This window comes from Massilia pseudoviolaceinigra, assembly GCF_030846505.1.
Lineage (GTDB): Bacteria > Pseudomonadota > Gammaproteobacteria > Burkholderiales > Burkholderiaceae_D > Telluria_A > Telluria_A violaceinigra.
This window is the reverse complement of sequence record NZ_JAVCWL010000045.1, coordinates 24806-46143: the sequence shown is the minus strand read 5'-3', so window position 1 is coordinate 46143 and position 21338 is coordinate 24806. Positions and strand designations below refer to the sequence as shown.

General features: G+C 56.8%; 15 protein-coding genes. 1 reads left to right on the top strand and 14 read right to left on the bottom strand.

Annotation, left to right across the window (positions count from 1 at the left end):
* Positions 1–1002: 1002 nt before the first annotated feature.
* The 5 genes from RBA40_RS33635 to RBA40_RS30410 all read right to left on the bottom strand — a co-directional run bounded on the left by RBA40_RS33635 (position 1003) and on the right by RBA40_RS30410 (position 5162).
* Entirely contained in the window at positions 1003–1470 is a 468-nt protein-coding gene (locus RBA40_RS33635; protein ID WP_510184490.1) for a hypothetical protein, read from the bottom strand.
* 231 nt (positions 1471–1701) lie between these two features.
* Positions 1702–2148 carry a hypothetical protein gene (locus RBA40_RS30425; RefSeq protein ID WP_306652372.1) on the bottom strand — a complete coding sequence of 149 codons (447 nt, stop codon included), beginning with the start codon at positions 2146–2148 and terminating at the stop codon, positions 1702–1704.
* A gap of 81 nt (positions 2149–2229) precedes the next feature.
* Positions 2230–2682, bottom strand: a complete 453-nt coding sequence (locus tag RBA40_RS30420) for a hypothetical protein (protein ID WP_306652371.1) — start codon at positions 2680–2682, stop codon at positions 2230–2232.
* A gap of 50 nt (positions 2683–2732) precedes the next feature.
* Positions 2733–3356, bottom strand: a complete 624-nt coding sequence (locus RBA40_RS30415) for a hypothetical protein (protein WP_306652370.1) — start codon at positions 3354–3356, stop codon at positions 2733–2735.
* A 657-nt stretch (positions 3357–4013) separates the two neighbouring features.
* Positions 4014–5162, bottom strand: a complete 1149-nt coding sequence (locus RBA40_RS30410) for a sensor histidine kinase (RefSeq protein ID WP_306652368.1) — start codon at positions 5160–5162, stop codon at positions 4014–4016.
* A 186-nt stretch (positions 5163–5348) separates the two neighbouring features.
* On the opposite strand from RBA40_RS30410, the gene RBA40_RS30405 reads away from it, so the two are divergent.
* Positions 5349–12647 (top strand): PLxRFG domain-containing protein, encoded by a 7299-nt coding sequence (locus tag RBA40_RS30405; protein ID WP_306652367.1) that lies wholly within the window; start codon positions 5349–5351, stop codon positions 12645–12647.
* A gap of 108 nt (positions 12648–12755) precedes the next feature.
* Here the strand turns inward: RBA40_RS30405 and RBA40_RS30400 are convergent, their stop codons facing one another.
* The 9 genes from RBA40_RS30400 to RBA40_RS30360 form a co-directional block, all read right to left on the bottom strand.
* Positions 12756–13064 carry an H-NS histone family protein gene (locus RBA40_RS30400; protein ID WP_306652366.1) on the bottom strand — a complete coding sequence of 103 codons (309 nt, stop codon included), beginning with the start codon at positions 13062–13064 and terminating at the stop codon, positions 12756–12758.
* 269 nt (positions 13065–13333) lie between these two features.
* On the bottom strand, positions 13334–13795 hold the full coding sequence (locus tag RBA40_RS30395; protein ID WP_306652365.1) for a hypothetical protein: 462 nt from the start codon (positions 13793–13795) through the stop codon (positions 13334–13336).
* Between the two features lie 9 nt (positions 13796–13804).
* Complete coding sequence (locus RBA40_RS30390) at positions 13805–14575, bottom strand: hypothetical protein (RefSeq protein ID WP_306652363.1); 771 nt, start codon at positions 14573–14575, stop codon at positions 13805–13807.
* A 3-nt stretch (positions 14576–14578) separates the two neighbouring features.
* Positions 14579–14968 (bottom strand): DUF4150 domain-containing protein, encoded by a 390-nt coding sequence (locus RBA40_RS30385; RefSeq protein WP_167093050.1) that lies wholly within the window; start codon positions 14966–14968, stop codon positions 14579–14581.
* On the bottom strand, positions 14958–16055 hold the full coding sequence (locus RBA40_RS30380; protein ID WP_306652362.1) for a hypothetical protein: 1098 nt from the start codon (positions 16053–16055) through the stop codon (positions 14958–14960). The genes RBA40_RS30385 and RBA40_RS30380 overlap by 11 nt, the downstream gene beginning before the upstream one ends.
* Positions 16052–17131: a DUF2169 family type VI secretion system accessory protein gene (locus tag RBA40_RS30375; RefSeq protein ID WP_306652360.1), complete on the bottom strand. Its 1080-nt coding sequence runs from the start codon at positions 17129–17131 to the stop codon at positions 16052–16054. The genes RBA40_RS30380 and RBA40_RS30375 overlap by 4 nt, the downstream gene beginning before the upstream one ends.
* 10 nt (positions 17132–17141) lie before the next feature.
* The gene (locus RBA40_RS30370; protein ID WP_054264758.1) at positions 17142–17687 is read right to left on the bottom strand and encodes a DUF6484 domain-containing protein; all 546 of its coding nucleotides are present in this window, start codon (positions 17685–17687) and stop codon (positions 17142–17144) included.
* On the bottom strand, positions 17684–18973 hold the full coding sequence (locus RBA40_RS30365; protein ID WP_306652359.1) for a hypothetical protein: 1290 nt from the start codon (positions 18971–18973) through the stop codon (positions 17684–17686). Before RBA40_RS30365 ends, RBA40_RS30370 begins: the two co-directional genes overlap by 4 nt.
* A 10-nt stretch (positions 18974–18983) precedes the next feature.
* Positions 18984–21245, bottom strand: coding sequence for a type VI secretion system Vgr family protein (locus tag RBA40_RS30360; RefSeq protein WP_306652357.1), 2262 nt, complete (start codon positions 21243–21245; stop codon positions 18984–18986).
* Positions 21246–21338 lie beyond the last annotated feature (93 nt).

Sequence of the window (21338 nt, the reverse complement as noted above, 5' to 3'; positions counted from 1 at the left end):
ACCCACTCTTGGCGGAGTCAAGTGACCTATGTCGTAATATATTACATTGGAAATTTTCTTGAACTGCTGAATGCGTGATTAGTTCCCTAATGTTGAGCAAGGTTCGGGCGCAAGTAACCGGGTTGCCCATATCCTCTGCACGCGAGGTACCTCGTCAGATACGGCGCACGGCCCATGCGGAAAACCCTGCCGCTCCGCACCAGAGCTCAACTTGCTCGGTACTGGGCGCGGAGGAAGAGTGCAGGTAAAAGCTGATTTTATAGGTATCATAAAACCAAGAGCCGCTCGGAACGGGTACGTGTTGGAGGTGGATGTATGACAGGTTGCTGAGATCGACCATTGTTGTGAACGTTTCTAGCGCAGTTCGGTTTCCGACTATAAATATTTCATATGCAGAATACATAAAATATATAACTACAGGCAAAAAGCAATTTTAATACCCGATGAAGATGTTGCGCGCCCCCTATCCTGTGTGCATTTTTTCTCTTAATAAATATTATTGTGAAAGAAACATTTTTGCGTAAAAATAATCAAATCATCGGGGCTGACGCCGGCAACCCACCGGGGTCTGTCTCTGAAGGTGTGTTATTCGCCCGGCGATTAAATAGTGCTGCTTTCGCTGCGGGGATCCACACTTCCGCCACCCAGTTTGCACGAGGATTTAACTTGCGTGCTCATGGCGTAACTGTGACTACGCACGGCGCACGTAAGTGGCTTCGCGGAGATTCGATACCTACCCAAGGTCGTATTCAGATACTTGCGGACTGGACTGGAGTAAGCGCAGCCTGGCTCCGATTTGGTGAAGGTGACCGTTATGCAGGTTCTCCAACCGTGCTGGACTGTAAAGCTCGGGATGCTCAGTCAGTGGTGTTGGTGAGTGATTTTCTTCGCCTTCCAAAGGAAAGTCAGGCGGTTGTGCGAGGATTGATTGACGTTCTTCTTCAGGCGGCGGTCTCCGCTCAAAGGTAGAGCGGAGCGCACCTCATGGCTGCACTATATTTCCTAGTAGTAACATTTTTTTGGTGAACGCGTGATTATTTCTCTAATCACGCGTTGAGGAACACCCGCCATATCTGGGGAGAAAAGGGAAAACGGAGAAAATAGCACGCTAAGCCGTGGACACGACTTTGACAGTCGCCCGGATGACAGGTCGCTTCCGCCCCAAACCCGACCCTCGTAGTCTAGACGACTACGTGAGTGTCTAACCAACTTAAAGTCATCGATGAGGTCTTGAAGATCGGACCAAGCCTCATCTTTGTAGAACTTAATCTCAATGGGGTAAAGCGGATCTCCGGCGACATAGTCAATGAATTCTTCGAGGAATTTGTCAGTATCCACGACGTAGTACACAAATTCTCTTATCCCCGCGCCGATCCGGCGATAGGCTTCAACGCAAAACGCAGGGCGTTCGATCTTTCCAAGCGCCGCTTCAAGCATCAGCATGCCTTGGCTTTCTTCGGTTTGAGGCATGCCATTATTTTCGGACCCATCGTATTCCCATCGCACTACGACAAGCCATGGAATGGCTTGCCGTGAACTCGTCCCTGGCATCTCTGAAACGTATGTCCAGAGAATTGGAAGTCCGGCCTTGTAGGTTTTGACAATACGTCCACGTACTTCTGAATTTACGCTCATCGCTTGAGAACAATAGTTACTTGGATTAGATTTGGGAGTGTCGGCTGTTAGCCGGTCCCTGCCGATTTAGTGGCGTGTACAGATCACTACTTTTGTCGGGCCATCTTGCTTCCATTCACCATCGGCCGTACGCGAAAGAAAAAGGTGCGAGCTTAGGCGACAGTCTCCGGCTTGATAAACCTTGGGATAGACACTCCCTTGTAAAAACTCGATCCGGTCGCCCTGCGGGCGGAACTGAAAAATGCGCATGTAGTCTTTCGACCCTGAGACCGCCACATCAGGCACATCGGCAATAGCCACCACTTTTCGTAAGCTTTCAAGGGCGTTTCGCGCTTCGGAAGATAGACCATCATCGACAACGAAAGTAACCGCTCCACTTTTGCTGCTTAGCTTAAGCGCCGTGTTGGCCGCAGAAAGCCAATCAGCTTCAGTAAGTACCACGGGTGCATTTCCGTTGGCAGATGACATGCAACTAGCGGCCGCGAACAACAAAAACAGTGCTGATTTTCTCATCGTGCTCCCTTTCTGGGCGAAACAACATAAACGTTCGAAACGCCTGCATGGTCACTGGCGGCTCCTGGCCGACTGCTGCAGTCAGGCTTTTTCTTCAAATGCTTCAGTAAGCCTCTGCAGGGACGCTCGTTCGTGGTCTGAGATAGCACTACCTTGGTTCACCAGGATGGCGTTGATGACATAATATTCCGTGTCATTTTTTATGAAGCCACGCTTCACGATGCGCTTGTAACTCATCGAGTAGCGGCGGATTATTTCTGACACAGTGACCACACCAGCTGCTCTAAAACCGTCGTCAGCAACAGCTCTCGCCTCGGAGTTCCAGTTACTCGTTTCTTCGAAAGTATCGTTTGCGGCTTGCCGCAGTCCAACGAGCGCTTTTGACTTGCCGAATTGTTGGACGATTCCTTCAATCACGTTCGCTGGATGAGTCGGAGACGCAGGATCGATGCGCCAAACAATGGTCGCAAAAAATGCTACATAGCCCAGCAGTTCGTTGTACTCGTTTTCGCGCTCCGGTGTCATCGTTACCATATATTTTTAACGTCCGCTGTTGGCCGAAGTCCGCCAATTCCAATCATCATTTAGTGCGCGAGCACGAAAGATGCACTATCGCCAAATGAAAGAATGGTTTCTAAATGATTCGTTCCAGTTCTTCGTGCTAACACGTCGTCGAGGCAATGGGTCGTCAGACGCACGCGTGCCTGCGTCGGGCACGTGAAATCCCAAAGGACACCGAAAGTGAAACTCGTGTTGTGTTCGTTGCTCACTGCCACCGCCCGCTGGCCCTGTGACGTTTCGACCTGCACGGAAAAATCCTCATGCAGCCTTGGCCGGGTACGTATTTCTGTGGCCATTTCGTCGGTGATCGTGAAATCAGTTTGAGCGGATGGCTCGTCATCAGGGAAAAGCTCTTGAATCGTCTTGCCTTGGTACGAGCTGTCGCACGCCTCATTCAACTTCACGCTTAGTACTTCACCGGGTAGTAGAGACTGTTCAGATACCCAGATCAGATGGCCGCACCCGCCTTCTGCGTAGTTGCCACCCATTGCGCTGAGCGCTGCCTTCGGATTCTGATCGAGCGCGCCATGAACTGATACATCCACAACATCCATTCCAGAAAGGTTAATGGTAGCGACGTGGCTGCCACCGAGTTGAATTGATATGCCGGGCATCCTAGCCTTTAAAATATGTGAAAGTACGCGCATTTACGCACGGTGTGCAAGTCGGGCGAACGTTGTCTCGGCCGTGCCCAACGCGTGCGAATGACCGCTCTTGGCCGAAAGCGGCCTGTCGGGAAACAGGTGTTTTCCGACCTCGTGTTCTTGTCTGTCCCTGTGCCAGCTTCGGCTCTAGTGCCGGACAGTACGTTAAACCATGTCGGATTGGTTGAGTAATCGGAAACCGTACTTTAGACCATTTCCGTCACCGTGGCGATTGCTCAGCCGCAACTTCCGAGCTTAGCGTGCTATTTTCTCCGTTTTCCCTGTTCGTCCCTATCTCGGGTAAACCGCGCTACACTTGCTGCTCAAGAAAGGTATAAGGGGCGCTTGTTCTTCGTTGATTCATATCATATCATTCGTATCATATCGTATCATTACAAGCGGAGAACAATCGATGGGTAGAGGGGTTCAAGGTGCAATAGACCGTAAAACCGGGTTAAGGGCTAAGCCTGCCAGGTTGGGGTCATAGGTGCGAACGCGAGGCCGTCAGGAAATGAGTGAAGCGACCCTATATTGACGCCGTTCGAGTCGGCTGCCTGACGTCAGGTTGAAGCGTACTTCAGACTGAAACGATGCAGATGGGTAAGGCCGCACAGTCTAAAATTCCCTCCAAGTGGTTCGGTTTCTAGCAATAATTTCCGTTTATTTCCTTACTCCCGCCAGCGGGACTCTTGGAAGACGCACTGTAAAAATCGTCCCTTCCTCAGTGCTTGATTCAACTTTTATAGTTCCGCCATGGGATGTCGTGATTTCCCTGGCAATAAAGAGGCCAAGTCCCAAGCTTGTTGAGAGAGGCCCTTTCTGGTCGTTTTCAACTGAAAGCTGAACTAAAGGATCGAAAATTGATACTAATGAGGCCCGCGGAATTTCCGGTCCAAAATTTTTAACTTGGATGACCGTGGAGTCTTTATCCCCACAGGCGGAGATCGTAACCGGATGCTTTTCACCCTTGTATTGAGCGGCGTTGTTCAACAGGTTTGAAAAAACTTGCGTGAGGCGAGGAGCATCGTATTCGCCGATGCGTTCACCCTCTGCGTCCAATTGGAACACGCAATCTGGATGAGCTGCTGAGGCGTCGTCTAGGGCTGACTGACAAATCTCTACGATATCGGCAAGAACCGGACGGATAGGAATGGCCCCACCCAGCTGGGTTCTCGCGTACTCCAAAAGATCATTCACCATCGTCGTCATCGTTGCAGCACTTCGGGAAACTCTTGCGCCGATCTGGATAGCATTCGCTTGATCAATAGTTGGTCGAACCAAAAACGCACCGGCCATTGTCATGGTGGCGAGCGGACTTCGTAAATCGTGTCCAAGAATGGCCAGAAAAGTATCGCGAGTACGATTGCTTTGTTCAGAAAATCGGCTTGCGGAGTCTTGTAGAGCTTGGTCAATTGCTTCATTGAAGCGCAGGATTTCATCGGTTTTTTCTTTTGAGGCCCGCGTCGATTTAACCATCCACAGTCGCAAGACACTTGCTCTCATTGCGCGGAACTCGGCTGTGACTTCAGGCATAGTGAACCCGCTGAGCTGACGCAGCGCTCCGTGAGTGGAGGCCGCACTCTTGCTTGCATGGACTTGCGAAACCCCGGCGATTGATTTTGCTTTTTTCTGTTTTTCGCTTTCGACTGTATTCATATCAGCTGCGATGGCTTGTAACATTTGTCGCGCATGATCTTGCAGCTCCGAGACCGGCACCGGATCTCCTGGTTTGGATAGTGAACGTGCAAATGCCTCCCATTCCCCGAGAATTTCGTCCAGATGGCTCAGAATAAATTGCGATAGCTTCATATACCCCCCTTTTATTAGGACCGGAGGTACAAGTCTACGCCTATCGGCGGGTCAGTTGACGCGTACGAAAGCGCGCTTCCCTCGGCTTAACCCGATTTTCCGTTCCACTGCGCCTTAAACCCCGAGATCAAGGACCCGTACGAGCGCAACAAGTCGCGCCTGCGCCTCCTGGACCGCGCCCGCAAAGTGTCGCTGGACGTGCGCGCGGCCGACCCGTATTCCAAGAGCAAGGAAGTAGGCGGCAAGCTCGACCGTATCGCCGACGAGGTCAAACGCATCTATTCAAAATGGAACACCGACCGCGGGACGCAGCTGATTTTCCTGGACCGCTCCGTGCCAAAGAGCAAGGGAGACGATGCGGTGCTGAAAGAGTACGACATGCTGGTGGCCGCGCTGCGCCGGGCGTACGACGAAGGCGACGAGGCTGGCCAGCGCCTGCGTGGCGAGCAGCTTGAGCGCTTCGACGCGAACGACATGGAAGAACTGCGTAACGCCCAGTCGGGCGGCTGGAATGCCTACCAGCAGACCAAGGACAACCTGGTCGCCCGCGGCGTTCCTGCAGCCGAGATCCGCTTCATCCAGGAAGCGAGCACCGACGCGCAGAAGCAGGCCATTTTCGATGCGGTCAACGATGGCACCATCCGGGTGCTGATCGGCTCGACCCCACGCATGGGCGCCGGCACCAACGTGCAAAAACGCCTGGTGGCGATCCACCACGCCGATGTGACATGGAAACCGTCCGACATTGAGCAACGCGAAGGCCGCGGCATCCGCCAGGGCAACGAACTGCTGAAAAAATACGGCATCGACCGCTTCGAGATCGAGATCCTGGCATACGCGACCGAGCGCACCATCGACGCGAAAATGTGGTCGCTCAACGCGTCCAAGCTGAAAACCATCAATGCGATCCGTAAATATGACGGCGCTTTCTCGATGGACTTCGAGGACGAGGACTCGGTCAGCATGGCCGAGCTGGCGGCGCTGGCATCGGGCGATCCGATGTTGCTGGAGCGCGTCAAACTGATGTCCGAGATCGACAAACTCGAACTGCTCAAGCGGCAGCATGCCCGCAAAGAGTGGGGCATTACCGGCCAGATCGAGGACGCCGAAGCGACGATCACGAGAAATCCGGGCCGCAAGCTGGCCGCCGAGGTGGACCTGGCATCCATCCAAGCCGGTATCGCTGATGTGGAACAGGACGCGGCTGCGCGCAGCGTCAATGTCGAAGGCGAGCATTTCAGCGATGGGTCGCTGGCGCGCGGCGCCGTCATGGCGGCCGTCAAAGCCCAGCAGGGCGGCGACGACAAGAAAAAAGTGTCGATCAAGGTCGGTGGGCGCCGCTTGTCCTCGCTCGAAGGCGCCATGGGGGCCGTGGGTTCGGCCATCGGGGACCAGCAGACATTCCTGATGCAGGTCGACGGCAAGAAGTTGATCGCGCGTACCGATGCCGCGCGTGCGATCGCCGAGCTGGCGTCCGACGCGTCCGCCGGCCTGGCCGCCGGCGAAGCGAAGACCATCGATATCGGGCGGTACCTGGGCCTGCAGCTGCAAGCGACGATGGAAAGCACCCGCGAAGGCTTCTGGACGTCGCTGGCGGTGCTGCGCGCCGACGGCTCGACGCTGGCCACCGGCGACACGAAATTGCGTGACAACGCCGAGTACACGACGTCGGCCATGCGCACGGCCGTGGAAGACCTGGAAAAGGCCCTGGCGCCAGCCGGGTTGGAATACGCCATCGCCAACTACCAGCGCCGCTACGACGCTGCCGTGGCCGCGCTGCCGGAGCTGCGCGCGCGCCAGGGCGGCCCGTTCGCCCAACAGGACGAGCTGGACGCAAAGAACGCCCGGCTTGAAGTTGTCATTCGGGAACTGTCAAACGGTGGACCGAGCGCCGCGCGCAATGTCGTGGAGCGCACCAATCCCCTGCAGCGCCCGGACGGCTCGTTCAGGCGCCAGGCGCCCGACAAGCTGATGTTCAGCCGGGCCCGCATCGACACGGATGCGCCGCTGGTGAACATATTTTCGCAGATCGCGACGGACGACGCCGCTTTCCGCATGCCCGACAGCAATGCCAAAACCCTCGCCGGCATCCTGGCCGACATGGCGCCCACGCTTTCGGTTGACGAGTTCGTTGGCGAGGGTGAGCTCGAAGATGTAGCCGCGCCCGTCGACCGCGCCTGGCATATCACGTCGCCGAGCGGCGAACAGGCCAGCGTCTACCGCAACAACCGCAACAAGGAAATCTGGCTCGATATCTCCAACTGGAAGGAAGGCCGCACCGGCTCGGGCGTTTATCAGGCAGTGGCCACGCTCGCCCACAACACCGGCCATGTCTTCATCGGCGACCCGGCCGGGCTGTCCGACAAGGCGCTGTACCGCCGCACGGAGCACATGATTTCCTCCGCGCTGCGCCACGGCACCACCAAGCACCTGGCGCCGCACGCGCGCCAGGTCGAGGCGACGGGGACAGCCGCCGGCGCCGACGTACGCCCGATCGACTGGCAGGTCGGCGACGATGCCCACAACTTGCAGGAAATGCTGGTTTCGTCCTACACTAACATCCTGCACCTTTTCCCTGAGATCGCCGATGTCACCTACAACTTCGCCCGCGCCCGCTTCGAGCGCGCACCCGTTCGGGCATCTGCCGGGGCACTACGAGCTGACCAATCCGGTCTCGGAGAATGGTCTGATGAGCAAGGGCTGGGACCAGCCTACGGTGGAAGCACTTCCGGACGCGGAACTGGCCGCGCTGATGAAGGGGCACGGGACCTCGGGCGAGTGGATGCAGTACCTTTCACGGACGAGGATTTTAGCGCTGCTGCAAAATCGGTACGCAGTGCTTATGACCTATTCTTTCCATCCAGTGGAGGAGCGTATACGCCTCCGGTTGGGGTGTCTGATCTTAAGAGAGCGGTTCTTACCCAGTCAGTTCTACAAGAGGCTGGACGAGACGGAGGGCGAGACGTTCTGGATCACGTTTCAGAGCGGCTCCTACAACGTGTAAGTCCCCAGCTCGCTCGCCTGCTGTACAGCCGTGACGCGGAATACTTCCGTGACGATGGCGTTTCTTCCCTGCCAACTCTTCCCGCCGGCGCCGATGCCGGCACCGCCGCGCCGCTCGAACTGAGCGGCGTCGATTTCCTGCGCGCCATGAAGGCGACGGAACAGCTCAACCGCGAACTGGCCAAGGCCGATATGGCACCGGTGCGCGCGCTGCGCACCGCTCCCAACGCCCAGTTCGCCCTGGCGCGCCAGATTGGCAATGCGCTGGGCATCGAGGTCAATTTCGTGAGCAAGAACGCAGAGTTCGAGGGCGTGGCCTATAAGGGCGCGGCCTACCTGACCGAAGGTATGCGCAACGCCGAACTGGCGATCGCCGGCCACGAAACGCTGCATGCACTTGAACAGTCGAATCCGGAGCTGGGCGCCAAGCTGCGCACGCAGATTCGCGCCTACTTGAAAGAAGGGGTGGTGGAAGACCGCCAGGCGCGCGAATTCGCGGCAAACGGCTTCCAGGATGTCACCGAGGATCAGGCGGAAGCCGAGGTGATTGCCGATATCAATGGCGGCATGTGGATGGACCCGGTGTTCTGGTCCAACCTGGCCAAGGCCGACCGCGCGCTGTTCCGCAGGGTCGCCTACAAATTCATGGAAGTGGCGGCCAAACTCATTAAGAGCCTGCGCGGCTCGCGCTTCGATGTGACCACGCTGGTGCGCGACGTCGACGCCGTGCGCGCGATCATGGTCGCGACCTGGGCGGAAAACAACGCGACGCGCGACGCCGCGGCACCGGCGCCCGTGGTCAGCCGCGCGATGGGCGAATCCTCAGTCGCGCTGCCGCGCGCGAAATGGCTTACGGATGAGGCGATAGCCAAAGAAGTTGAAAACCGCATTGGCAAATTTGAGCACCAGCCCATGATCCGCATCCGCGACAGCGCTTTCGGCGTCCTCCCGGGTGTCGCAAGTGATGAGCACGTGTCCGGGGCGGTGTACGAAGGCGTCATCTACCTGTTCCGGGACGCCCTGCCCACCCTCCGGGAGGTCCAGCGGACCCTTTTCCACGAAATGCTGCACTACGGACTCCAGAGGTTTCTGCCAGGCGACGAGTATATCACCCGCATGAACATGATTTACCAGCGCGATGGGGCATTCCGGGCCGAGGCTGACCGCTGGGTAAAAACCGGACAGGGCCAGCTGGCCTTGAAGCAAGGCGGGCAAAAATACGCCACCGCGCGCGGAATTGACGAAGCGCTTGCGGTGCTGGCCGAACCGAATGCCGGCGCCTTCACCCGGACCGACGTGCGCGCCAAGGTGGAACGCACCGTACAGCGCTGGCTGGCGAACCTGGCGGAATGGCTAGGCATGCCCGAGGCGGCCGCTTACTGGCGCGGCATGAAGAACGAAGAGGCGCGCGCACTGATTCAGCAGATTTTCCGCAAGACGGCGACGAACTTCCCACCGGCGGACCCGTGGGCGGGCACCGGCCGCGCGGCGCTGCGCAAGGGCAAGCCGGCATCGAGCGGTGCCGTGGCGCCCGGCAGCTCGCCAGCGTTCAGCCGTGTCGGCCTTGGCAGCGCACTGGCCAGCGCCGCCAACAGCATCGCCGAAGTGCGCCTGCCGGCGAACTATCTCATTGGCGACCTGTTCAACAGCACGGGGAAACTGAGCTGGTGGCACAAGTCGATCGGGACCATGGACAACCTGGCGAAACGCCAGCCGGCATTCGCCGCGGTCTACGGCGCCGTGCAGCGCTTCCTGGGCGACGTCTCGCGCTACGCCGTGGTGGCGGCCGACCTGGCGCCGACCCTGCTGCCGAAGCTGGAGAACATTGCCGATATCGTGGGCAAAAACCGCAAAAAGGCGCTGACGGCCGCCGATACCAAGGCGATCGGGGCGCCAATCTTCGAGGGCACGCTGACCTGGGCACGCGACGCGCACGGCAAGCCGGTCAAGATCGAGGACCTGGAGGAGCAGGCCGAGGCGATGTCGACCGCCGACAAGGCGCGCATCTTGCTGAAAAAGGGCATCATTGACGACCAGCAGAATCGCGCCTGGCAGCACAACCCGCTCGACCTCTACGACTCGATCATCAACAGCCGCTTCAAGGATACCCAGCTGCGCGCTGGCGTGGTCTGGTCCGATGCCGAGCTGCGGTCGATGTTCGGCCTGTCGGCCGACCAGGTCGCGCTGTACCGCCAGTTCCGCGCGGCGCTCGACAAGAGCCTGACGAACCTGACGATCAGCGAAATGGTCAAGATGGGTGGCAAAGACGCCAAGGGCATGCTGGAGCAGGCCGTGGCAGCGCCGGATCTGCCTGCAGCGGCCGCGCTGCTGCGCGACCATTTTATTGCCCTGGCAAAGCTGGACCCGGAAAAAATGGACATGCACCTCGACACGGCCAGGCAGATCATGAACCTGTCCGACAAGGGCAAGGACCTGATGGACCGCGGCTACGCGCCGCTGTCGCGCTTCGGCAAGCACACCGTGTACGTGCAGGAGGGCGAGGATCAAGTCTACTTCGGCATGTTCGAGACGCAGTACGAGGCGTCGAAGATGGCGCGCGACATGCGCGCCGAGCATCCTGGCGCGCAGGTATCGCACGGGACAGTGTCGGCCGACGCCTATAAACTGTTCGCCGGAGTCTCTCCGGAGACGATCGAGCTGTTCGGCTCGATCGTGGGGCTCGACAGCCAGGCGAGCGCGGCCAGCACCGAGGTCTACCAGACCTACCTGAAACTGGCGAAGAACAACCGCAGCTCGATGAAGCGCATGATCCAGCGCAAGGGCATCGCGGGCTTTTCGGAGGACGCCGGCCGGGTGCTGGCCGGCTTCATTTACAGCAACGCGCGGCTCACCGCCGGCAACGCGCACCTGGGCGAAATTGACGAAGCCGTTACCGAGATCCCGAAGCAGCAGGGCGAACTGACCGATGCGGCCATGCAGCTGCGCGAGTACATCCGTAACCCGGAAGCCGGCGTGCCGCTGGGCGGTCTGATGTTCGCGCAGTTCCTGGGCGGATCGGTGGCATCGGCCATGGTCAACCTTACCCAGCCGTTCACGATGACCTTGCCCTACCTGAGCCAGTTCGGGGGCCTGACGAAGGCAGGCGTGCGCCTGGCAGCCGCCGTGAAGGATGCCGGCAAGGATGCGACTGGAGATGCCCAGCTCGACGCCGCGATGCAGTGGGCGGCAGAGGAAGGGATCGTCGCGCCGCAGGAGGTACATTACCTGCAGGCGCAGGCGTCGGGCAAGGGTGCGCTGCGTGCCGGCGACGGCACCACTGCCGGCAACACGCGAGCCCACTTGAACAATGCCATGGCGAAGGTGACGCTGGGCTGGGGTAAGCTGTTTGCCATGGCTGAGCTGGCCAACCGGCGTATTACCTTCATCGCGGCCTACCGCACGGCGATGGAAGAGGGGATGGGAGACCCTGCCCAGTTCGCACAGGAGGCGGTAGCGCAAACGCAGGGCATTTACAATTCTGGCAACAAACCGAAATGGGCGCGCGGTGCCGTCGGTTCGCTGCTGATGACGTTCAAGCAGTATTCAATCGGCTACCTTGAGCTGCTGTCGCGCATGGCCTTCGCCGGAGCGCCTGGCTCGACGGAGCGTGCAGCCGGGCGCCGCGCGGCGCTGTACATGCTGGCCGTGCTGCTGCTGATGGGTGGCGCCGACGGCCTGCCGTTCGAGCAGGACCTGGAGGACGCGATCGATGGCATCCTGCAGCGCCTTGGCTATAACTTTTCGAGCAAGCGCTCGAAGCAGGCGTTCTTGACCGATACCCTGGGCCAAGGCGGCGCGGACTTCGTCCTCAAGGGCGTATCGAGCATGCCGGGCATGCCGGTCGACGTCGCCGGCCGCTTTGGCATGGGCAACCTGATTCCGGGCACGGGATTGCTGACGAAGAAGGATTCGTACGCGCGCGATCTGGGCGAGCTGGCCGGACCTGCAGGCGATGTCGCAAAGCGCGCGTTCACCGGCACCGGCAAGCTACTGGGAGGCGACGTGGCCGGGGCAGTGCTCGACGTCATGCCGGCGGCCTTGCGCAATGTCGCCAAGGGGGCCGACATGCTGGCCACCGGCACCTACCGGGACGCGCGCGGCTACAATGTGAACGACACCAGCGCCGCCGAAGCGGTGATGAAGATGGTCGGCTTCCAGCCGAACAGCACCGCCGACATCCAGGATGCCAAGGGCCAGGCCCTGAACATGGTCGGCCAGAACCGCATGCGCTCAATAGAAATCGCTGAGCACTGGGCGCAGGGCCTGGCCAACGGCGACATGGCGAAGGTGGACGAGGCGCGCGCGTGGCGCGACGACTGGAATGCCAAGAACCCGGCCACGCCGATCAAGGTCAGCATGCCGGGCGTCATCAAGCGTGTACAGGCGATGAGACAGGATGCGCTGAACCGGACGCAGAAGACCGCGCCGGCCGCCCTGAAACAAACCGTGCGACGCGAGCTTGCGGAAACAAGGGCCGCATAGCGGCCAATAAAAAAGCCCCGGTTTGAAAGTCGGGGCCTCTTTATTTAATGCATCCGTTCCCACAAGTCGGGCTGGAACATGCGAACGGTCCTTCCATCGGACATGGCGTTACACCCTGGCGCTATCGAGCTTGCCGGCCACCTCCAAATCTTTTACCCACTCCGGGGAACGACCGCGGCCCGTCCATTCCTTGCTCGGGTCTGCAGGGTTACGGTATTTTACCGGTGCCTTATTTTTCACTGGCATCTTGCCAGATTTGCCCATCAATTCACCGATAGGAATGCCTACGCTGGCCGCGATAGCGGTGATTTCTGCGCGCGCTTTCTCGATCGCATCGTGTTCGCGAGTTTTTATTTCGACGCCAATCTGATCGCGCAGTGCTGTTAAATCGGCAATAGACAGCTGTGATAAGTTCATACGGGTCCGTCCAGGTGAGTTGATTGCAATAATTTGTTACAACAATACCCGCTGGCCATCCGCCGTGTCAAAAGAATTTGGAATATTTTGGCATAGTTGATGAACTGCACAAATTTTCGCCATCGTCAACCATGCCTTCGCACGCTGATAGAACGGAGACGATTTTTGGAAACTCAATTTCCCCAGGCGTCAATCCAGATTTAGCGTTGCCTGCATCTGAGTATGGCAATAATTCAAAAATGTAATATCGCGCATACTGCATCTTGCCCCTATTTTTTTCGTAAGCGAAAGGGCTTCATTTCTTGGAGGCTTTCATCGTGGAAACCCCGTTCAAATAAGGTCACAGCTTTTTGGGACTCATCGTTGTCATGAAAACCCGTTAGCGTCAGCCCGAGGTTAAGAAAAATGACAAAGCCGAGGAGCAGTTGGGGGTTCCCATCGGCTGCGATCAGCTTTCGCAATACAATATTTGGATCTTCAGTAAAAAGAGAAATTTCGTTATATTTCGTGCCTTTCATTTGCCGTCCAAATCCAAAATGGATTGCCCTTTCTGGCTCGGCAGAATATGCAACATTCATAAATAATCTAAATTCCTCCCGTTGTTGGAAGTAATCCATATCGACAATATCGGGCAATCCAAAAATAGCCTCGATTTCTTTTGGAGTCATCCCAAATCTGGCGTTATTAACCCCTGAATAGGACGTCAAATCAAATATATCATTCTCAGTCATGATTAATTCTCACTTTAAAAGTTTATGCTTTTTCAGGCACTCGTAATATTCTCGCATTTCTTTGACGGCTTCGTCGTATTTTCCAGGTTGACCTATTTTTCCACATACTTTGCCAATATCGCAAATTTCCATATCCATCGCATCATCCCATTTTCCTTTCGCGATCAGATCGCGAATGATAGCTCGGTATTTTATGGAGCCGGCCCTTTTGCCGTTGCTTGATGTTAGATGATGATCCGCTGGATCCATTTGAATCGCAGGGCCATCCGCTGGTTTAAGCGGACTTGAATCCTTCGCCGGCGCGTGATGCGAATCTTTACCATCGTTAAGCGGCCTACTTGTTTTATTATGCGATCCGCCGCGATAGTCACCCTTACCGCTCCCTAGCCGCAAATGGTCGCACGGCCCAGGTTTTTTCTTCTTACCTTTATGCGATTGCGGACGTGTGTTGGCCTTCGACGTACCCTTTGGGGCTGCCTTTGTGCCTGCTTTCGGCGCTGCTTTCTTTGCTGCTTTCTTTGCTGCCTCAGCCGCAGCTTTCTTAGCAGCCTCCACCGCAGCTTTCTTGGCACCCTCAGCCGCAGCTTTCTTGGCAACCTCCGCTGCAGCTTTCTTGGCAACCTCCGCCGCAGCTTTCTTAGCGGCCTCTGCAGCAAGTTTTTTAGCGGCTTCTGTAGCGGCTTTTTTCGCTGCCTCTTTCAACACTTGCCGCAGTGCCGCTCGTGCTGCAACCATCGCGCCAATTTCAATTACTCCCAGAACGATAAGAGGAATAGGCATATACTATCCGTGATTGTTCGTCGTTAAATCGTTGTCGCGACAAACGTTATAGCCTTCGATGAATACATTCATGGACCAGGACCGGAAGTAGCATTTTCCTTTGATCACCCCTGTAATCGCCCCTTTTTTGAACTGCTGAGTTGCTGGCTCGTTTCCGGTACTTACCCTTAAAAAGGATTTATTTCTTTGCATGACTTCCTTGCCGCCGATAAAAACAGTCCGTGACCCATTGCTCGTGTCTTTCGCTTGGGCACTGTTAGGGTAGGGAATTGGAACGCCTACCTTTGCTGGGTAAGGCGGGCTAAAGCAGACATCAGGAAAGTTGGCGGCGGTGATGCTATCGCCCGCCTTTGCCACTACTTCGTGCCCATTCGCGTAGACTTCATGTGACATTGGCCACTCCTTCATTAATAAGATCGTTTATGGGGTCTTGAGCGAGCGATGCCGCTGTATAAGCCTTGCTGTATTGGAACGCCAAGATGGATGCAGTCCTTCGGCCATCGTCGTCGCTAGTGAGTAACAATGCAGTATTGCCCGGCAGATAAAATTGGCGTTTGGCGTCAAGCAGCCAAGCGATTTGGATGCATCCAATCACGCTGCCGGTTTCACCCACCGATTCGGCGGGCAACCACAGTAGCGCTTCAATTCGGGCTCGTGCCTGAGCCAATGCAAGTTCTTCAAAGTAGTAGTCTTCCCCGCTAACATCGGATAAGCAGATAGCAAGATCGTCAGGGTGCGCATCCGCTTTCTTCGCTGCGGATTTGATGGCTGCAGCGAGGCCGTTGGCGCGCAGGGGAAGATCGGCGGCGAACGTGGCCTCCTCTGTCGTACTGGCAAGTGCGAAAACCACTAACTCAACATCGGCTTGGATGTCCGAACGCGTCACCAGCAGAGCGCCGGCGGCCTCCCCAGGGATGAAGCCGGCACGCACCTCCGTCGCCATCATCCTGTCGCTTGCCAGATTGGCAGCGACGGTGCCGTAATTGAGAAAGGTGTCGGCGGCGACGATCATTACTGCGGGGTATGGGCTGCCTGACAGCATCCTGCTAGCGCGTGTCAGCGCAAGTGCCACCGCGCTTTTGCCTGCGGCGATAATCGCCGATTCGGCATGAAATCCGTGAGAAAAATGGTTCGCCAAGGCGCCGAACAGTGCGCTGTCGAGGTCGACCAAGCGCCCCGCGCGGCCCGGTTCGGCAACGCAGAGCAGCAGCGGAATGTCGATGAGATTGCGTCCCGGCTGCGCCCCCAAGGTTTGGGCAATGGCCGAAGCGGCCATTGCGGCCAGCTTAGCAATGCCGGATTGGTCGAAGTCCGCCATTAGCACTGGCGCGCCGACCAGTGGCTCGGCGTCATAATCGATGTCGTCAAGCTCAACAAAATTATTCAGTCTGCAACGCAATGCCGCACACGTGGAATTTGTATCCAACCCAACACTAGTCACTAAGCCAGCGCAGCTGATCGCGATTTGTAGAGTTTTCATAGTCCGTGCGCCGCGCTATGACTGGCTGTGTGCTGGCTGGTTTCGATGAGGGGTGCGATGATTTCTACAAGGTCAATCTCTTCGGATGATCGTCGTAGCCGTAAGGAGATGCGCCAAGTCACACTAAAGCGCTGCTGGTCAGGTTCGATGAGCAATGTATCGGCCCGCGCGGTCGCGCTTGTGACGTCACCTTGCTTGGGGTGAAATCGCACCCTCACCATCAGGTTGGGCAAGGTGAAGTCCAGACGGCCAGATGGCGTCAAGGCTGGGTGAGTCAGATTGAACAAGGTAACTCGTTCACCCGCAGTCAAAACTGGCAATTGCTGATCTTCTGGCGCGGCCTGAAAATATCGCTCGTCGAAATCAGCGGGAAGGAAAGGAAAGGTATCTTCCTCCCATGCAGCGTCGTAAGTGCCCGCGTACTGCGCACGCTGCGGCCAACTGCGTCCCACCGGCCCAAAACTCATCGGTGTGTAGTGTCGTCTGGGGGATCTGATCGGTGCGCCTGCTGCCTCTGTCTGCGGCATCGGCATACCATCGAATGAGCCCCGTTCCGGGTTTTTTTGAAAGCCTATGCCAACCGGGTTTTGTAAAAAAACGGCAGGGTTATCGGTGTGAACCGGACTGTATTTATAACCGCCGAATGCCACGTCATAAGATATTGCCTGGCTGGTAAACGGCGCGGGATCACCGGGACTGACGCCGAATAGGCCACCGACCCAGGTGCGTTTTCCAGTGACGTAAAATGCTTTATTCAATTTCCCTACTTTGAATCCAACAGCAACGCGATCTGTCGGGATTCCCTGCGGCGCGTAGGCCGTTCCCAACAGAAGAACATCGCACTGCGGCTTGTTCAGCACGTAATCACACTCGTACTCAGGAGCGGACCAGCCTAGCTCGCCAGTCGCGCTGTCGGCCACCCACAAGGGCAACTGGGTCTCCATTAACTGTGCTTTTTCATCACGCAGTGGCAGGACGTAGGTCCCTTTAATGATGACTACCAAATGCTTGCGCCCACTCTTATCCGTGGCGGTCGTATAGTCGGCCACATACGCCGTGCGATTGATGATATGCATTGGACGTTTGTCAGTTCAGCGAGACTGAACTGCCTTTAATCCGATTCTGGCCGGCAGCGCGTGAAAGCAAATTGTCACCGCGAATTTCCACATTGCCATCAACATCCAGTGTGATACTGGCGCGACCACACTTTAACGTCAGTTTCCGGCTAGCCATCAATGTCACCTCGTTATCATTGGTGATTACCTGAAGCGCGCCACTGGACAGTATCGAAACGTTCTCGGATGCGGTCACATCGGCTTGTAGTGCACTTCCAAACAGGCGTCCCATGATGACCGGCTTGGTGAGGTCGCTACCCTCAAATAAGATCGCCACGCTCGTTCCGATATCAGCTATCGTCAGTGGGACTAAAGCGCGCGCCATGAGAGGCTCACGGCACGGGTTGCCACCGAAGTCAACCATGCAAGCCAGTTCCTCCGTGAGGCCGGTGAGAGTACCAATCACCAGGCCAGCGACTGTGGGCGCCGCGCTGGCAATGCATGGGTGTTTGGTTGATGTCGACGGAATGTCAGGGGCGACGATATTCTTTACGCGGGTTGATTTCGTGGCAGTCATATTGTCTTTCCCTTAAGTTGTTGCAAACGCAGCCATTGTATGGAACTGTGGGCATGGAGGGGTACGAGCATGTCCCCTGGCCGTGACAGCGTACGGTGAATAAGCGCTAATTCACGCTGTGCCTGCTCACCGCCAAGCAGAATGTCATCTAGCCGTTGAGCGTTAATTTTTTCACCCAGGAGCAGGCGATGCTCTTTGCTGAAATCGTCCTGGCAAGCAGCCCACCAGTTCGCCGCTTGATCTGCATCAGGATAGGGGTACATCTGCTGGGTCAAGGTCAGCTCGCCATCGTCGAAAAAGGGCGGTGGATCGATGACCGCCTGTGCCATTTCGAAGTCAAGCCCTGTAATTAAACGAAAGGCTTCCCCTGCGTAACTAGCCAATGCAGGAATCCGCATCTTTTCGATCAGGTACGGCGCGTAGCCACAGTGTCCGCTCCAGCCGGTTGCCTGCACCAACAAAGAGGGTTTGATCGACGATGAAATTGACTGTAGATAATCGATCAATTCGTCCTGTGGCAACGCCACGCATAACAGCTGCAGCGCCGTGCCGTTGTTGGTGGCCCCGCTCTCGGCAACGGATCTTAATGTAGCAATCGAGCTCGGGTTAGCGCCACCGAGCAAGACCGTAGACCACGATGCCCAGTAGCGAACAGCGCCGTTCGTGTCCTGATCTTGGCTTGCCCAGTCCCTAATCGCGGGAAGCAGGTCAACTCTGCCGCATTCTCCTGCCGTTCTTAACGCTCGCGCCAGCAACGGCGTTGCTGGCCCGTTGACGAGGTTCGCGAGGTGCGAGGCACCACTCTTTCCGTGCGTATGGCACTGGGAGAATGCAGCATCCTGAATGCGTGGATCGGAGTGGCCCAGACAGGAAAGCAGGGTCGCGCTGACGAGCGGTTCGCGGCTCCACGAAAACAATCCTTCCAGCGCGTGCGGCATGCCTGGCAAAGCTTGGGTATGCTCAAGTGCACGGTCGAGGATTGACTCTTCGCCACTGCGGGCGGCGAGGGCCAATGCTACGAAAATATCCGCTGACACATCCGGCGCGTCCCCCAAAACGGTTTGCTCCACAAACTTGCGGCCAGATAGCCCCGACTGCTCCAAGCCATCGAGAAAAGCATCAATCGACTCGTCGAAATCGATCACCTCTTCAAGGCGAGTGCGCGGGTTTTCGATATATGCGGAGTGACGCCGCCACCAACGGGTCGCTATTTCTTCGGCATAGCGACGTACAACCAAGGGAATCGCGTTTCCTGACTCCGTCTCCGGTTCATACTGACTAATCATAAAAGTGCTTCTAGTTATTGTATATTTTCTTGCCTTTGATCGTGACGTCGCCGGTCGCCGTCACGTTGATCTTGCTACCGTTTATTACGATGCTACCATCTGCTTTCATCACTAGACTTGCCTTGCCGACAGTGATCGACAACTCCTCACCGGCAGTGACATCGATCTTCGTCCCCGCACCAATCGAAATGCTTTTACCGACCTGGGTAGTCTGATTCACTCCCACAATAGTCGCCATGATCATGCCAACATTCAGGTTGTAACCAAGTCCAACGTTTTCCATGCGCCCCATGCCCACGTTCTGCATGTAGGCCATGCCGATGGTCTCGGTCTTGAACTTGGTCACGTTGATCGACCAGTTTTTTCCGATAGTGTCCTTCTCGTTCTTCACGACCGACTTGGTGCGGTTGCCACCGATATCGATGGTTTCGTTTTTGCCCACGTCCTCAGAGCGGTTGTCGCCGATGCTGATTTTCTCATTGTGATCCACGCGCTCGACGCGATTGTTATGGATCGTGATAGTCTCGTTGTTGTCGACAGTTTCGGTGCGATCATGATGCACCGTAATTGTCTCGTCACGATTGACCGTCTCGGTCCTGTCCCGCTTGACGAGCGTGGTCTCGTCCCTGTCGATCGTTTTTCGCCGGTCGTTGCCGACCCACTTGTCCTCGTCGTGCTCAACTTCGGTCAGTTGATCTTTTTCCGCATGCAGCCAGAGCTGCTCACTACCTTTTTTGTCCTCAAAGCGCAGCGCATTGGCGTTGTCGTAGCTACCGCCCGGCGTAGAACGCGAGAGGATGCCACTTTGCGTCTTGTTGGCCGGCAGTGTCCACGGCGGCATCGTGTCCGCATTCGGCACCATGCCGGTGATGATCGGACGGTTTGGATTCCCGTCTATGAATTGCACAAGAACTTCTCCGTTGATTCGCGGAATCGCGGTCATACCAAAGTTAGCGCCGGCCCACGGGGTGGCCACCCGAAGCCACGCCGAACTCTTTTCGTCGTTGGTGCCGGCCCGGTCCCAATGGAACTGCACGCGCACGCGCCCAAACTCATCGGTGTGAATCTCTTCTCCAGCCGGCCCGACCACGGTCGCGGTCTGGATGCCGTGGATTTTCGTCTCCACGCTGTTATGGTCGCGCCCGGAACGATAAGGAATGATCTTGCGGATCGCGCGCAGTCGATTTTGGTAGTGGGATTCGGCAGTGTTTTTGACGTGATAGTTGTTCGAGGCATTGTGAACTACTTCAAGAATCAAAAACTCACGCGCTTGGGCGTCGTTACCGGTCGCGCTGGCGTCAAAGTGGTCGGCGAGTCTGAACCACCGCCCCGGAAGGACGCTGCGGTTATTCCCGGAACCTTCAAACTGCTTGCCAGCGGCCTCGAATTCTTCCATCCGCAACTGTGCCAGGGAGCGCCCGCCACCCGTGAAGCCGTATGCCCCGGTGTATTCGTACGATTCGATGCTCGGTACGTTGCCCTGCTGACTCACTGTCGGCAGCGAAGTGTGAACAGGAGTAGGTGATTTGAAGTCAAAAGATGCGAGCGCTACCGCGCCCTGCATGATTTGCCGCGAAGGTGACCACTCGCCCAAGCCGTCCTCTTCTGCCTCGCCGCCATGACGCTGGAAACGGATGTCAGGGCTGCCATCGATTGCCTCGACGCTGGTGGTGTCATCCGATAGCACAAGCTTGTGGCCGTTTTCCGAGTGCTCGAACCAATACACGATTCCATTGCTCACCCAGCGCCGCTCAAGAAAATTGCGGTCACTCTCGTCAAACTGGCAGCAGTCCGTAAGCACCTCGGTCGCGCCGGCCACACGCCATTCCCACTCGGCCAGACTGCCATAGTCGCCGAAGATGCTCGCGGTCTGCTGGTACATTGTCGTGTAGTGGAAGAGGTAATTATCCTTCCGCATCGTCAGGTACTTGTACCAAGGACCAAGTAGGGCTTCGTAATACGACACTCCGCCATCGGCCGTTTTGAGGGCGAAGCTGAAGACGATCCCGGTGAAGTAGCGCAGCGTGCCATCCCGCCGAACCATCTGTACACAAAGCATCTTCCCCTGCATATCTTTCAGTGGGATGTCGGGGTTGTCGGAAAGCAGCTCGACGCGGAACTCAAAGGGCTTTGACAAGCCCTCGAATGCCTCCAGCTTGTTGACGAGCAACTGACCAGAAGGGGCGTCCTGGTTTGGAAATGACAAGCGCAATAGGCGATTGTGCTGACGGTCTCCAACGAGATCACGTAAGACGGTCAAAGCTCTACTCATGCTTTATTCCAATATCACAAGTTAACGGGGGAAGGGCTTTAACCGGCCATTTGTTCTATTGGCGGTGGCTTCAGCAGAAGCCTTATTTTACCA